The organism is Olivibacter sp. SA151 (assembly GCF_054130995.1).
The window spans coordinates 3,829,258-3,844,139 of sequence record NZ_CP096391.1; the positions used below are offsets into that span (position 1 = coordinate 3,829,258).

General features: G+C 39.4%; 14 protein-coding genes. 8 read left to right on the plus strand and 6 right to left on the minus strand.

Annotation, left to right across the window (positions count from 1 at the left end):
- Positions 1-156: 156 nt before the first annotated feature.
- The 3 genes from M1D52_RS15925 to M1D52_RS15935 all read left to right on the plus strand — a co-directional run bounded on the left by M1D52_RS15925 (position 157) and on the right by M1D52_RS15935 (position 4,016).
- Entirely contained in the window at positions 157-1,587 is a 1,431-nt protein-coding gene (locus M1D52_RS15925) for an arginine deiminase family protein (protein ID WP_437392957.1), read from the plus strand.
- Positions 1,588-1,598: 11 nt separating this feature from the next.
- Complete coding sequence (gene ctlX / locus M1D52_RS15930) at positions 1,599-2,522, plus strand: citrulline utilization hydrolase CtlX (protein WP_437392958.1); 924 nt, start codon at positions 1,599-1,601, stop codon at positions 2,520-2,522.
- Between the two features lie 102 nt (positions 2,523-2,624).
- Entirely contained in the window at positions 2,625-4,016 is a 1,392-nt protein-coding gene (locus tag M1D52_RS15935) for an arginine decarboxylase (protein ID WP_013666270.1), read from the plus strand.
- 30 nt (positions 4,017-4,046) lie between these two features.
- Here the strand turns inward: M1D52_RS15935 and M1D52_RS15940 are convergent, their stop codons facing one another.
- A complete protein-coding gene (locus M1D52_RS15940; protein ID WP_437392959.1) occupies positions 4,047-4,832 on the minus strand; it encodes a C40 family peptidase in 786 nt (261 codons plus the stop codon).
- Between the two features lie 126 nt (positions 4,833-4,958).
- Between M1D52_RS15940 and M1D52_RS15945 the strand changes: the two genes are divergently transcribed.
- Positions 4,959-5,450, plus strand: a complete 492-nt coding sequence (locus M1D52_RS15945; protein ID WP_013666268.1) for a universal stress protein — start codon at positions 4,959-4,961, stop codon at positions 5,448-5,450.
- A gap of 59 nt (positions 5,451-5,509) precedes the next feature.
- On the opposite strand, the gene M1D52_RS15950 is transcribed toward M1D52_RS15945, so the two are convergent.
- Positions 5,510-5,863, minus strand: coding sequence for a 4Fe-4S dicluster domain-containing protein (locus tag M1D52_RS15950; RefSeq protein ID WP_013666267.1), 354 nt, complete (start codon positions 5,861-5,863; stop codon positions 5,510-5,512).
- 137 nt (positions 5,864-6,000) lie between these two features.
- On the opposite strand from M1D52_RS15950, the gene M1D52_RS15955 reads away from it, so the two are divergent.
- Positions 6,001-7,038: an acyl-CoA reductase gene (locus M1D52_RS15955; protein ID WP_437392960.1), complete on the plus strand. Its 1,038-nt coding sequence runs from the start codon at positions 6,001-6,003 to the stop codon at positions 7,036-7,038.
- 18 nt (positions 7,039-7,056) lie between these two features.
- Here the strand turns inward: M1D52_RS15955 and M1D52_RS15960 are convergent, their stop codons facing one another.
- The 4 genes from M1D52_RS15960 to M1D52_RS15975 form a co-directional block, all read right to left on the minus strand.
- Entirely contained in the window at positions 7,057-8,415 is a 1,359-nt protein-coding gene (locus tag M1D52_RS15960; RefSeq protein ID WP_130857346.1) for an acyl-CoA dehydrogenase family protein, read from the minus strand.
- A 76-nt stretch (positions 8,416-8,491) separates the two neighbouring features.
- On the minus strand, positions 8,492-9,214 hold the full coding sequence (gene bshB1, locus M1D52_RS15965) for a bacillithiol biosynthesis deacetylase BshB1 (RefSeq protein WP_013666264.1): 723 nt from the start codon (positions 9,212-9,214) through the stop codon (positions 8,492-8,494).
- Between the two features lie 34 nt (positions 9,215-9,248).
- On the minus strand, positions 9,249-9,734 hold the full coding sequence (locus M1D52_RS15970; RefSeq protein WP_013666263.1) for a glutathione peroxidase: 486 nt from the start codon (positions 9,732-9,734) through the stop codon (positions 9,249-9,251).
- Positions 9,734-10,372, minus strand: coding sequence for a DUF4294 domain-containing protein (locus M1D52_RS15975; protein WP_013666262.1), 639 nt, complete (start codon positions 10,370-10,372; stop codon positions 9,734-9,736). The genes M1D52_RS15970 and M1D52_RS15975 overlap by 1 nt, the downstream gene beginning before the upstream one ends.
- A gap of 148 nt (positions 10,373-10,520) precedes the next feature.
- On the opposite strand from M1D52_RS15975, the gene M1D52_RS15980 reads away from it, so the two are divergent.
- The 3 genes from M1D52_RS15980 (at position 10,521) to M1D52_RS15990 (ending at position 14,881) form a co-directional block, all read left to right on the plus strand.
- Entirely contained in the window at positions 10,521-12,734 is a 2,214-nt protein-coding gene (locus M1D52_RS15980; protein WP_013666261.1) for a RelA/SpoT family protein, read from the plus strand.
- A gap of 186 nt (positions 12,735-12,920) precedes the next feature.
- The gene (locus M1D52_RS15985) at positions 12,921-13,421 is read left to right on the plus strand and encodes a Fur family transcriptional regulator (RefSeq protein ID WP_013666260.1); all 501 of its coding nucleotides are present in this window, start codon (positions 12,921-12,923) and stop codon (positions 13,419-13,421) included.
- Between the two features lie 185 nt (positions 13,422-13,606).
- Positions 13,607-14,881, plus strand: coding sequence for an adenylosuccinate synthase (locus tag M1D52_RS15990; RefSeq protein ID WP_130857487.1), 1,275 nt, complete (start codon positions 13,607-13,609; stop codon positions 14,879-14,881).
- The last annotated feature ends 1 nt before the right edge of the window (position 14,882 follow it).

Below are 14,882 nucleotides of genomic sequence, written 5' to 3' on the forward strand. Positions count from 1 at the left end.
CCAAACTTAGAGAAAATATCGGAATTTTATATTTAAAAAATAAACGCTAATTTGCAGCAATGCATAGCGTATCCCGATATGCTGATGCATTTTGGAATCTATCGGTTATGAACACCCACCGGGTCGAACTATAATACCTAGTAATATAAACCACACATGAAACCGCTCATTAACGTCAATTCAGAAATTGGCACGCTTCGCAAATTACTTGTTCATAGTCCCGACAGTGGATTGGGACAAGTCGTGCCCTCTAAAGCCCAAGACTGGCTTTTTGAAGACATTGTCCATTTAAACACTTTACGAAAAGGAGAATACGACTATTATATAAAGTTATTATTGTACTTTTTAGACGCTCAAAAAATAAAAGGAAAGCTAAAACATATTGATGCACCGGATCAAGACCGTGCATTCTTTAAACCGGATGCGGAAGCATTCCATCGCTCCGACAAAGTGATTGAAGTACAATCACTGTTGGCAGACATATTGGAAGATCACAATGTTAGAACTAATCTTGTCGCAGCAGTCTGTGCCATCGAAGGCTGTAATTACCGATTGCAGCAACTCTTGTCAAAAAAAGACCCTATTAAATTAGCCAAAATTATTCTGTCCGGATCACTAGATGACGAACATATGATTTTTGCTCCCATCCCCAATCTTATCTTCACCCGTGATCTAGGCATCGTTATTAACCGTTTTATTTTGCTCAATAAGCCTGCCAAAAAAGCGCGGGGCCGTGAAAGCATGATCATGCGGTATATATTCTTCAACCATCCTATATTTAAAGACTTTCAGGAGACTATCCTTGAAATTCCCGACCCTATACAACATTTTCTTCGTCCCGGTGAAGACGAAGAAAAGCGCGCCACATTGGAGGGCGGCGATGTAATGGTGGTTAGTTCTAATCACGTCCTTATTGGCTGTAGCGAACGGACATCTCCACATGGCGCCAATGAAGCTATTAAGTTGTTTTTTAAACATAAAGTAGTAGAAAAGGTAACGGTCATTAAGATCCCTGCAAAACGCGACTTTATGCATATTGATACGATTTTCACACAAGTAAAACGTAATGTATGGGCTGTTCTGGCATCCGTGGCTAAACCTACCCCGAGTAAGGACGAAGAGCCACTCGATTTCTTTACGGAACCTGAACAGCAAACAGCGGAAATCATTCAGTTTTATAGCGATAAAACCCTGAAAACAAGACGTTTTTCATCATTGGAAAAACTTTTGGATGATATAAGTAGAAACGACTTAAACAGTACGGAAAAAACGCAATTTATCTATAGTGGAAACAACGTCTTCCCTTTTGACGCGCGCGAACAATGGACAGACTCTTGTAATTTACTCGCTTTGAAGGAAGGTGTGGTATTAGGTTACGACCGAAATGATAAAACTATTCAAGCCTTTTTAGAGAAAGGTTTTCAGGTTAAGGAGGTTGCCAAAGTCATAGAAGAGTTGGAACTTGATATCCTCCATATTAATCAGATAGAAAACACGCTTATCCTCTTACCTTCGGCGGAATTGTCAAGGGCCCGCGGCGGCTTTCACTGCATGAGCCTGCCTTTGCTACGAGATGACATCCACTAAAACACCTCCCTATGAGCCTTACTAGCCAGATTATGATGATTAGACCCGTAAACTTCAATTATAATGAAGAAACGGCCGTAAACAACAAGTTTCAGCAAGCTACACCAAACGCTGATGTACATACGCTTGCCTTAGCTCAATTTGAAAGAATGGTTTCCTTATTGGAGAAAAACGGTGTGGACGTACAGGTAATTGAAGATACACGGGAAACATTTACGCCCGACTCCATCTTTCCAAACAATTGGATATCTTTTCACGAAGATGGCTCTGTTATACTTTATCCAATGTTCGCCGAGAACCGCAGAAAAGAAAGAAGACAGGATATTATTGACATGCTTTCGAATATTTATGAAATAAAGAATACGATTGACCTCACTCACTTTGAGCATAAGCACCTCTTTCTTGAGGGCACGGGCAGCATGGTACTTGATCGGCATCATCGTATTGCATATATGTGCGCATCTCCAAGAAGTTCGACGGACGCTTTATATGAATTTTGCAAACAAATGCATTACATGCCGTTAATATTCGAAGCCGTGGATAGACACGGCTTCGCTATCTACCATACCAATGTTATGATGTGTATAGGCAATAACTTCGCAGTAGTTTGTGAAGAAGCGATAAAATCGCTTGATCAAAGGGCTCAGGTGATAAAAAGCTTGGCACAGACGGAGAAAGAAATTATTGGCATATCGCTCGACCAAGTGGAGCATTTCGCAGGTAATATGCTGCAAATAAAAAACAAATACAATGAGTCACTGTTAATCATGTCTGAACAAGCTTATTTGTCACTGAATAAAAAACAGTTGAAATGTCTGGAAAAATATGCACAGTTGCTTTATTCCCCCCTTGATGTGATTGAAAAGAATGGTGGAGGAAGCGCTCGATGCATGATGGCCGAAATATTTTTACCTCCTAAAAAAAGCCTTATTTAACAAGCTAATAGACTTCTTATTTTCTTGACATCAATTTTATAAAAATCTGATGCTATATATCGATTTAAAATTACATTTTTGCAAAAATTTTAACTAAGATAAATGCAAAGCTATCAGGAATTTCTTGACCTAAGTGTTGGTTTTCCGCAAGACGGATTTGACATCATTGATGATGAGCTCTATTTTCATGATTTAAACTTGATGGAAATGATAGAGACATATGGCACCCCTCTAAGGTTTACCTACCTTCCCATTATCAGTAAAAAAATCCAACAGGCGAAAATTCTCTTTCAAACTGCTATTCTGAAAAACAACTATCGAGGATCTTATAAGTATTGCTATTGTACAAAGAGCTCGCATTTTAGACACGTTGTGGAAGAAGCCCTTAAAAATGACATTCACCTGGAAACATCTTCTGCTTTCGATATGCCGATGATCGATGCCTTGGAAAAAAAGGGAGTTGTATCGAAAGATATTACAGTGATTTGCAACGGTTTTAAAACTTTCCAGTATAAGCAATATATTGTAGATATGTTGCACGATGGGTTTAAAAACATCATACCCGTGTTGGACAACAAGGAGGAGTTCAACCTTTATGATGACGAAGTTGAATTAGACGAGCCTTGTAACCTTGGTATCCGAATTGCAGCCGAAGAACAACCCGACTCGCAATTTTATACGTCTAGATTGGGAGTCCGGATGGAGGACATTCTTGATTTTTACAACAATAAAATTGTTCATAACCCGAATTTCAAAGTCAAGTTGTTGCATTTCTTTATCAATTCCGGTATTTCTGACACGCCTTATTATTGGAACGAGCTCGAAAAGTATGTAACACTTTACTGCAAGTTTAAGAAAATAAATCCCGATTTAGATACCTTAGATATTGGAGGCGGTATGCCTTTTAAAGATTCATTGGTACACGACTTTGATTATGAATACATGGTTAACGAAATCGTTAATCGGATCAAAGAAATATGCGCATTGCATGAGGTAATGGAGCCGGATATCATCACTGAATTTGGCAAGTATACGGTGGCCGAAGCCTCAGGCATCCTTTATAAAGTGTTAGGAAGAAAGCAGCAAAATGACCGCGAAAAATGGCTGATGCTCGATGGTTCTTTCATTACAAACTTGCCTGATGTTTGGGCATTAAATCAGAAATACATTCTTTTGCCGATCAATAATTGGGATTCGGAATACGAACGCGTCAATTTAGGTGGTATTACTTGTGACGGACAGGACTATTATAATCAGGAAGCACATATGAATAATGTGTTTATGCCAAGAACCCGAAAAGTACAATATTTGGGCTTCTTTCATACAGGTGCTTACCAAGAGGTATTAAGCGGTTACGGCGGGATACATCATTGTTTGCTCCCTTCTCCCAAACATGTGATCATTCGTCGCAATCGTGATGAAACGTTCAATTTTGAAGTCTTTGGAGAAGAACAAAACTCTAAGCAAGTACTAAAAATATTAGGTTATCATTAATTATTATAAATTAGCTGGAAAATAAGCCGGCTAATTTATAATTCTTTTAACAATTCTGAGTCGATGTGTATACTTGTTTGATTCTCTTGAAAATATCCCGGTATTATCAATCTGATCAATTTTTACTCTTCCGGATGCGTGGATAATCTCAGACTCATTTAATAATATCCCTACGTGGATAATCTTTCCGTCGTCATTATCAAAAAAAGCCAGATCTCCTAATCTTCCTTCCTGAAGGAAGTCGACAGTCTTTCCTTGTTCTGCCTGCTGCCAGGCATCTCTTTTTAGGCGAACACCAAAATGCTTATAAAATAATTGGACATATCCTGAACAATCAATTCCAAAGACAGATCTGCCGCCCCAAAGATAAGGTGCGTTCAGATAAAATCTAAGCACATCTTCTGCTTCTTGTTCAAAATCTTCCAAATCGGGTAATCGAGATAGCCCCAGAAAGAGGTAATCAGTATCATTAATACGGAAGCTATCGTTGTCCAAAAAAGGCAAGGTGCTGCCAGGCAACAAGTGAAGGCTTTCCTCCTTACCCAACTTTAGTAGCATCGCATGGGTAGATAAGTCTGCTATCGGCTGTTCTTCATTTTGTATAGCGTTAAAGTCTTCCGCTGACAGCGAAACTTGCTGCCTCCCGTCAATCCACCCTTCGTAATCATCGTATCCCATTTTAACATATAGGTACTCGTCTTTTTTTTCTAAAACTTCAAAGACTTCACCAAACAGTAATTGAGAAACAATTTCGCTTTTATTGCCGCCCTCAGCCCGTACCGGTATGACGGGTAAATTACAAATTCCATACACCATGGTACACACAAATCATTGTATATGCAAACTTAGATAAAATGCCTTTACAATACAATCGGTTTTGCACACATAAACACCAAAACTTTCATCTATCTCAAATGTTATATGTTAACAACACAAGCGATTATGATAGATTCATCATTAACAATAAGGACACAGCGTATTTTAATCGCTGTTGAAGACAGTAAATACTCTGAAAAAGCGGTTCGCTATGGTTATCACTTAGCCCAAGCTTTCAACGGTGAGGTAGCCCTGGTACATGTCATCGATCCGCCAACAAGCAGTACTTATGGGGCTGTCGATCCAATCATGGGTGTCAACCCGGTTTATATACCTGAAATTAACGAGGTGCAAGAGCAAGCATCAACAGATTTATTAAATAGATTAGCCTCGCTTTGGCCGAATGGCGAACAGCATGTGACAAAAATTAGTAAGTTGGGTCAACCGAGGAAGGAGATATTGGAAGCCGCTAATGAGTGGCAGGCAGACTTAATAGTGCTCGGGACTCATGGAAGAACAGGATTCGATCATTTTATCTCAGGAAGTGTCTCTGAAGGAGTGGCAAGACACGCGATTTGCCCTGTAGTGATCGTTCCTTATAAGGACGACGATCATTAAGAACTCATTTATGAGGAAGAGCAGCTAACAAATGGTTACCTGCTCTTCTTCGCTTGTCACTAGCCTTCGGCGTGCAACCAAGCCTTTTTTGCCAGTAATTCTTCCTGGGTTTCACGAACATCCTCGTCATCTACACAACAATCTACCGGACACACAGCCGCACATTGCGGCTCATCATGAAAACCCACACATTCCGTACACTTATCTGATACTATATAATAGATTTCATCTGATAAAGCTTCCTGAGCTTCATCAGCATCCAATGTGGTCCCATCTCCAAAATCAATTACTCCGTGCAGCTCGGTACCATCGGAAAAACGCCATGCCATACCTGCATCGTATATCGCATTATTAGGGCATTCCGGTTCACAAGCTCCGCAGTTAATACACTCATCAGTAATTTTAATTGCCATTATCTTCTTAAAAAATCCGTTTATACTTTATTTTTGCAAATATTACTTTTTCAACAATAATCTACAAATTTAGTAGTTTTTTGTCAAACATGGTAGTATTTTTATTGCAAATATAACATTTAAAAAGTTTTTCCACTTTGAAGAATCACAATTTGACAAGCCATCAACGCATCGCCGCCTTTTCTGCACTGGGCAACTATATGGAAACGGCGTCAGATAGCTTACACGCAATCATCGAACAAGCAGGATATCATAACAGTTGGTTTACACCGGCTAATACAAAAAAGGCACTCCATGCTATTGCCAAAACGCTGGTTAAACCGGTATTAACCGACTGGATACAACCTTACTTGCCTGACATCGATCCCATGTCCGGAAAAACGGTGGGACTGGTTCTCGCAGGGAATATACCTTTGGTAGGCTTTCATGATATATTAACAGCGTTAATAGCAGGTTTTAAAGTTCAAATAAAACTGTCTTCTGACGATAAGTACTTGATTCCACATCTATTGGACAAGTTAATTGAATTTGAACCGGCATTTAAACAACACATTAGTTTGGTAGACAGACTTCAGCGTTTTGACATGATTATTGCAACAGGAAGTAATAATACCGCTCGCTATTTCGAATACTATTTCAAGAATGTACCTCACATTATTCGAAAAAACAGAAATAGCGTAGCTGTTATTTGGGGCGATGAAACAAAAGCCGAACTGTCAAATATCGGCTACGACCTCTTCGACTATTACGGCTTAGGGTGTAGAAATGTTTCTAAACTTTATTTTCCTAAAAATTATGAAATCAGTTACTTCTTTGAGGCTATCGAAACCTTTAGTACGGTTATTAATCATCATAAATACCATAACAACTACGACTATAATAAGTCGATTTATTTGGTAAATGGCGACAAGCATTACGATAATGGCTTCCTGTTGCTTAAAGAGGATCAACGCTTAGCATCTCCATTAGCTGTAGCTTATTACGAACATTATAATGATATAGAAAGTTTAACCGCACAATTAAATGAAAGAAATGAAGAAATCCAATGTATTGTAACTAACAGAAAATTGACCACCATTGTGCCATCCTTCTCTTTAGGCAAAAGTCAGGAACCCGCATTGGACGATTATGCTGATGGTGTTAATACTTTGGCTTTTTTATTGAGCAACAAATAGGGACGAAAAAATAAAGCACTATACGAACGCGCTCATTCCTGTAATCGCCCTCCCAACAATAAGGGAGTTAATTTCTTTGGTTCCTTCATATGAGTAGATCGCTTCAGCATCGGCAACGAAACGAGCCACATCATGCTCCAAAAGGATACCGTTCCCGCCCATCACCTCTCGGGCCTGTCCTACGATGTCACGTGTTCGTAACGAGCAAAAAACCTTTGCCAAGGAAGCGTGCTCATCCTTTAATTGCCCGGCATCCTGTAGCTCAGAAAGGCGAAAAACCAGCGTTTGCATAGCTGTTAAATTAGAAAGCATCTCCACTAAATGATTTTGTATTAATTGAAAAGAAGCTATCGGCTTGCCAAACTGCTTTCTTTTCCGGGTGTAATCGAGCGCGCTCTCATAAGCCCCACGTGCACATCCAACCGCCATCCAAGCCACCCCTGCACGGGTCATACGCAATACATTGGCCGTATCTTTAAAAGAATTAGCGTGAGGTAAACGGTCTTTTTCTTCAATTACACAGTCCTTTAAAGTGATTAGCCCATTTTGGACAATTCTTAATGCCATTTTCCCTTTTATTTTTTCGACAGAAAAGCCTGGTGTATCTTTTTTCAAAATAAAGCCCTTCACCTGGCCATCATCCAAATCGCGCGCCCATATAACAATAAGATCAGCAAAAGTTGCATTTCCAATCCATTTCTTCTGCCCGTTCAACACCCATCCTTCCGCCGTTCGCTTACAGGTCGTCGTTAAACCACCGGCGGCACCTGAACCAACTTCCGGCTCTGTTAAGCCGAACGCACCTATTTTCTGCATTTTATTCATCTGCGGCAACCACTCTTGCTTTTGCTCTTCAGAGCCACACAAATAAATTGATCCCATTGCCAAGCCGCTCTGAACTCCGAAAAAAGTTGCTATGGAAGCATCTACCCGAGCCATTTCCATGGCCAATACACCCTCCATTAAAAATGATTTATTCGGACAACCATAACCGTTATAAGTAATGCCCGCCAAACCAAGTTCGCCAAATTTAGGAATCAGCTCAAATGGGAACTCGTCATGCAACCAGTATTTATTCACCAAGGGTTTTACTTCTTGTTCCATAAATTGGCGTATTCGGAGTTGCAAAGCACGATCTTCTGCACTTAATCGGTCGCTTAGCTCATAAAAATCCCCATTAATCGGAGGTAGCTCTTTCTTTTTCCCGTCGCCGTCCATCATTTTCAAAAGTCCCTTCAACTGATTATCATCTAATTTTGAAAAACCATCCATCACTTTAACGAGGTCAACTTTTTGGGAGATTTTTGATAACTGATCAAAATCAATATGCTTGAGCAAACGAAAGGCTTCTTTTATTTTAGTGAACGTATTTGACATATTTTTAGGTTTTAGAATATGATAACAAAATAAAGAAGAAAGTGTTTAACACCTCACTTTCTTCCATTCATAAAGCTTACCGCAGATTAAAGAGGTTATCTACGCCTAATAATCTCTTACAAGTAAAACCCTCGGCGTATTTAGCTCCGATATACTTGCCATATTCTCTAGCCCGGGCTTCGATTATATTTAAGAAGTCCGGATTAGATATATAGGTTTGCGGCTCTTCAACAGCATAATCTTCATTAAAAAACTGCGATTTGAAAGCACGAATACTTTCAATCTTCTGATCCCAATAATCACTCACATCTACAACAATATCCGGCTTAATATAATGATCTTGGATGAGCTGCAATAGAAGCCTCGGACGATGAGGTTCCTGATAGGTTTCATCTACCTTTGTTTCGATTCGTCGCAGTCCCGATAAAAAGCAAGCATCTGTTATTAATTCACCTGCTCTCCCATGATCAGGGTGCCTGTCATATAAAGCATTTCCAATGATAATCTCAGGTTGATATTTTCTAATGGCTTTTATGAGTTCAAGTTGCTCATACTCTTCATTTTTGAAAAAACCATCTCGCAGGCCCAAATTCTCTCTAGCACTCAGTCCAAGTATAATACTTGAATCCGCAGCTTCCTTCGCTCTGCTCTCAACGGTGCCTCTTGTACCTAATTCGCCTCGCGTCAGATCAACTATACCCACCCTTTTTCCTAGTGCAACATGCTTTAAAATAGTACCCGAACATCCCAGCTCTGCATCATCGGGATGTACAGTAATTACTAATATATCTAATTTCACGTGTTATTATTTTATATTACCTAATGTGCATTTATTACAGAAACCGTTCTATTTTCCGAATCAAGCGTCTCGATAAGGGCTGCGTAAAACTATAAAAATAGTCAACAACACGCCCCTCTCTATCGATTAGATATTTATGAAAGTTCCACAGCGGCTTGCTATTGATTCGGCCATTCAACAATTTATCGCCAAGAAACTTGTACAATGGATGGGCATCAGGGCCCTTCACTTTGATACGATCATAAACTGAAAAACTTAACTTTTGCTCAATACTACAATAATGCTGCAATGCCATACCACTCAAACGCTCCTGACTTCCGAAGTCATTCGAAGGAAAGGCCAATATTTCAAAGCCTCGATCTTTATAGCGTTCATAAAGCTTTTCCAATTGTTGATATTGGGGCGTAAAGCCACAAGCACTGGCTGTATTTACGACTAATAAAACCTTGCCTTGATAAATGTTAAAATCAACCACGGAGCCATCAGGCTTCATTGCACAAAATTGGTATATAGCATCCATTAATAGAAGTAACGATTGTTGTTGGCGTAGTTCCGGATAATAGTTTCTATTTCGCGGTCTTCGTCAGGGTCATAGGTATTCTTTAAATTATGACCAAATATTTTCGCCACAGACTGATAAAAAAAAGCAGATACTCCACCCCTTAGCTCTTTCACTAGCTCGTAGCTGGAATTACCCGTTTGTCTATTGATAAGTTTTATTAATATTTCCCCTTGAGATACCGACATGTTTTTTATCTCTCGGTTAAACATCGCTTTAATCTCTTTCTCGCAATCTTTGATAAGCCTTTTTTGATCCTTTTTTTTGGGCGTTACCGCTAGATCGCGCTGTAATTTATCATAACGGTCTTCTGCAAATTTGGCATACGGAAGTACTTTTAAGACATTATACTTTAAGCGATTATATCGAGCTCTGTCTGCCGGTGTTTTAAAAATCCGATAATCGGTAATCACGACCTCCCTCAATAAAATCCAAGGTATCCGTTCACCGTCAACAATGGTTGTTGGCAACATAATTGGCGTGATATTTGAGGCATTGTTAGAAGTATTAGCTAAACTATCTTTATTAACCTGCTGTGCCAAGCCCTCTCTACCAAAAAAAAGCAGTAAATAAATTAACATTAAACGTAAAAATTTCATAGATTTAGCTCTTACTAAACTTCCAATAAAGTTAAATAAAAATTGACGACTAATACAATTTTTATTAAACCTTCCGAGACATTTACAATCTCAAAGGTAGGAAATAAATTTTTTGCATATAGAATAGATATTTACGAAATTGAGGACCATGAAGGAATTAGTGATTGATTTAGAGGCTGAGAAAAAAGAGATCTTAAAACGGTATCGGGCGTTATTGCGAGCTTGTAAGCCCACCTTGCAAAAGGGTGACAAGCAGATGATCCGGAGGGCATTTGATATGGCCTTGGAAAACCATAAAGATATGCGCAGGAAATCCGGAGAGCCCTACATTTACCATCCAATCGCTGTTGCCCAAATTGCGGCAGAGGAGATTGGGCTGGGTACTACTTCCATCGTTTGTGCTTTATTACACGACGTGGTGGAAGATACCGATATTACTTTAGATGAAATTGAAAACAAATTCGGCAAAAAAGTAGCTAAAATTATTGATGGCTTAACCAAAATCTCAGGAATCTTTGATCCGAATAGCTCTATACAGGCAGAGAATTTCAGGAAGATGCTCCTTACCCTTGCCGATGATGTACGGGTGATTCTAATTAAATTAGCGGACAGACTGCACAATATGCGAACCATGGAATTCATGGCCCGTGATAAGCAGCTGAAAATCGCTTCTGAAACAAGCTATCTATATGCACCTCTTGCCCATCGTTTAGGTTTGTATGCTATTAAATCGGAGCTGGAAGATCTTTCCATGAAATATACAGATCCTGATACATACAAGTTCATTGCAAGAAAATTAAATGAGAAGAAAGCGGAACGGGAACGTTATATACAGGAATTTATTGGCCCTATTCAGGAAATATTGACGGAGCAGGGAATTAGAGCCAGTGTTTTTGGCCGTCCTAAATCCATTCATTCTATTTGGAACAAGATGCGGAAAAAATCTATACCTTTTGAGGAGGTATACGACTTATTCGCAATCCGTGTTATTATTGACACAACACAGGAAATGGAAAAGGCAGAATGTTGGAAAGCCTATTCCATTGTCACGGATCTATACAGACCTAATCCTGATCGATTGCGTGACTGGATCTCTTCACCTAAAGCAAACGGTTATGAATCTTTGCATACCACCGTTATGGGACCCAAAGGTCAATGGGTTGAAGTACAGATCCGCACCAAACGGATGAATGAAATTGCAGAAAAAGGCTTTGCTGCACATTGGAAGTATAAAGAATCAAACTCCGATAGTGGTCTTGATCAATGGATACAGAAAGTAAGAGATATTTTGAGTAACCCTGAATCCAATGCCTTGGACTTTGTTGATGACTTCAAAATGAATCTCTTTTCAGATGAAATATTCATTTTTACCCCGAAAGGGGCCCTTATTCAGCTTCCTTTAGACGCTACCGCTCTCGACTTTGCTTTTGAAATACATTCCGATTTAGGCGCAAGTTGTATTGGAGCGAAAGTAAATCATAAACTGGTACCCCTTTCACACAAGCTTTCCAATGGTGATCAAGTGGAGATTATCACCTCCAATAAACAAACACCCAAGGAAGATTGGCTGAATTTTGTTGTTACGGCAAAGGCTAAGTCAAAAATAAAATCTGCATTAAAAGAAGAAAAGCGGCGCATAGCGGAAGATGGAAAGGAAATCCTGGAAAGGAAACTTAAATCGATTAAGATTACCTATAACACCGATAATCTCAATAAATTAAGCTCGTTTTTAAAGCTGCCATCTACACAGGAATTGTTCTATAAAGTAGCTAAAGGGGAAATTGACCTAAAACAACTGAAGGAATTTGCAACGGCTGAAAAGTCCGTGGATACTTCAAGTGGAGCCAGTACTAAAATCGAACAACATGTTGACGGCTTACTTAGAAAAGTAGACAAAAAGGATAAAGAAACCTTATTGATTGGCGATGATTTTCAGAAACTCGATTATACACTTTCGGCTTGCTGTAATCCTATTCCGGGAGATGATGTATTCGGTTTTGTAACGGTTAACGATGGTATAAAAATTCACCGCACGAATTGTCCCAACGCGTCTAAATTAATGGCCAATTACGGTTACCGCATCGTGAAAGCCAAATGGACCTCTCAACAGGAATTAGCGTTCCTTACCGGTTTACGCATTGTAGGTATTGATGATGTCGGATTGGTTAACCGGATTACTACGGTTATTTCCCAAGATTTTAAAATCAACATTCGATCGATTACAATCACCAGTAATCAAGGTATTTTTGAAGGATCGATCATGGTGTATGTAAATAATACGGAGCACTTAGATAGCTTGATCAAAAAACTAAAGCAGATTAAAGGCATTACGGGTATTACACGTTTTGATTCAGAGGGATAACGGTAATGGGTTAAATGACCGACAACTGACACCTGGTAACTAAGCACCTAATAGCTCCCGGCTACGAGCTCACATGCTAGCTTTATAAACTGAATGTCAAGGATAACCGCGAAGTTCTTATATACTTTTGGGTTATTTGCATATAACAAGCAATTTAGCTAAGTTTGTACATAATTAAGGATTATTATGTCTACAGCAGAAACAACAAGTATGGTCAGAAAGATTTTCGAGGCATACCTCGAAAATAAAAGCTTGCGCAAAACTCCTGAGCGCTTTGCCATCTTGGAAGAGATATACTCAAGAAACGACCATTTTGATGTGGAATCCCTGTATATCCACATGAAAAATAAAAAATACCGAGTGAGCAGAGCTACCGTTTACAATACATTGGAGCTTTTGGTATCTTGCGATCTGGTGACGAAACACCAATTCGGAAAAAATATGGCCCAATTTGAAAAATCATATGGGTATAAGCAACACGATCATATTATCTGTATCGAATGCGGTAAAGTTGTTGAATTCTGCGACCCCAGAATTCATCAGATACAAAGCATGATGGGAGAGCTTTTAAAGTTTGACATCAAGCATCACTCATTAAATCTATATGGGGTTTGCAGTGAGTGTAACGAAAGCTGCCCTAAAACCGAAGCAAACCAAAGCCGAAATAAAGAGGTTGTTTCAGTTTAGCAATGTACTGTATAATACAATATTTCGAGGTGTTCAAAAAGAAGCATTTCAATTGCTGTCTGTTATCAAAGAAGTGAGCTATTAATTAAACGCTTTATTAGCTCGAAGATAACACTCTTTTTGAGCACCTTTTTTTTGTTTCTCCTATAAATTATTAATTAAACGACATACAATAACAAATCATGATGAAAGTCGATGTGCTTTTGGGCCTACAATGGGGCGACGAAGGTAAGGGTAAAATTGTGGACGTCCTAACGCCACAGTATGATTTAATTGCCCGTTTTCAAGGCGGACCGAATGCCGGACATACGCTGGAATTTGACGGGCAAAAATACGTACTGAACACCATTCCCTCCGGCATATTCAATAAAAACACGTTAAATCTAATCGGTAATGGCGTCGTTATCGATCCCATTATTCTCAAAAGAGAGCTTGAAAATTTAAAAAAAAGCGGGTTCGATCCGCTTGCAGAAGGAAAATTGGTGATTGCTCGTAGGGCACACCTTATATTGCCTACGCATCAATTACTCGATGCCGCTTCCGAAAGTAAAATGGGAGCTGGAAAAATTGGATCCACCTTAAAAGGGATTGGACCAACTTACATGGATAAAACCGGGCGTAATGGCATACGTGTGGGTGATACTACCTTACCCGATTTTGAAGAACGCTACCAAAAGCTCGTCGAAAAACACAAAAGTATCCTTTCACATTATGGTGAGATTCCCAACTTTGACGAAAGAGAACAAGCTTTCTTTGAGGCTATTGAATACCTGAAAGCTATTCCTCATGTTGATAGTGATCAATTGGTCAATAATTATCTAAAGGATGGTAAAACGGTATTGGCAGAAGGAGCTCAAGGGACACTATTGGATATTGATTTTGGTTCCTATCCTTTCGTTACGTCTTCTAATACTACAACTGCCGGGGCTTGCACCGGTCTAGGTGTTGCGCCAAAAAATATTGGTCAGGTCATTGGAATTTTCAAAGCCTATTGCACGCGGGTGGGTGGTGGCCCCTTCCCTACGGAATTGGAAAATGAAACCGGCGAAAAGTTGCGTCAAATCGGACATGAATTCGGAGCCACAACAGGCAGATCCCGTCGGACAGGCTGGATTGACCTTCCCGCATTACGCTACGCGATCCAGCTGAATGGTGTAACTGAATTGGTGATGACCAAGGCCGACGTATTAAGTGGATTTGAAGAAGTGAATGTATGTACGCACTATATACATAATGGAGAAAAGATCGATTACATGCCATATGACATCAATACGTTAAAACCTGAACCTGTTTATGAAACCCTAAAAGGGTGGAATGAGGATATTACCGGTATCACTTCGGTTGGTCAAATCCCTACAGCATTAAAGGAATATATTCAATATCTGGAAAAACAATTAGGTGTCAAAATAAAATATTTATCAGTAGGCCCTGATAGAATGCAAACGCTTATTTTGGATTAAC

Excerpts from the sequence above, each read along its gene's own strand:
- M1D52_RS15925 (WP_437392957.1), top strand. The coding sequence starts at position 157 with ATGAAACCGCTCATTAACGTCAATTCAGAAATTGGCACGCTTCGCAAA.
- ctlX (WP_437392958.1), top strand. The coding sequence starts at position 1,599 with ATGAGCCTTACTAGCCAGATTATGATGATTAGACCCGTAAACTTCAAT.
- M1D52_RS15935 (WP_013666270.1), top strand. The coding sequence starts at position 2,625 with ATGCAAAGCTATCAGGAATTTCTTGACCTAAGTGTTGGTTTTCCGCAA.
- M1D52_RS15940 (WP_437392959.1), bottom strand. The coding sequence starts at position 4,832 with ATGGTGTATGGAATTTGTAATTTACCCGTCATACCGGTACGGGCTGAG.
- M1D52_RS15945 (WP_013666268.1), top strand. The coding sequence starts at position 4,959 with ATGATAGATTCATCATTAACAATAAGGACACAGCGTATTTTAATCGCT.
- M1D52_RS15950 (WP_013666267.1), bottom strand. The coding sequence starts at position 5,863 with ATGGCAATTAAAATTACTGATGAGTGTATTAACTGCGGAGCTTGTGAA.
- M1D52_RS15960 (WP_130857346.1), bottom strand. The coding sequence starts at position 8,415 with ATGTCAAATACGTTCACTAAAATAAAAGAAGCCTTTCGTTTGCTCAAG.
- M1D52_RS15970 (WP_013666263.1), bottom strand. The coding sequence starts at position 9,734 with ATGGATGCTATATACCAATTTTGTGCAATGAAGCCTGATGGCTCCGTG.
- M1D52_RS15975 (WP_013666262.1), bottom strand. The coding sequence starts at position 10,372 with ATGAAATTTTTACGTTTAATGTTAATTTATTTACTGCTTTTTTTTGGT.
- M1D52_RS15980 (WP_013666261.1), top strand. The coding sequence starts at position 10,521 with ATGAAGGAATTAGTGATTGATTTAGAGGCTGAGAAAAAAGAGATCTTA.
- M1D52_RS15985 (WP_013666260.1), top strand. The coding sequence starts at position 12,921 with ATGTCTACAGCAGAAACAACAAGTATGGTCAGAAAGATTTTCGAGGCA.
- M1D52_RS15990 (WP_130857487.1), top strand. The coding sequence starts at position 13,607 with ATGAAAGTCGATGTGCTTTTGGGCCTACAATGGGGCGACGAAGGTAAG.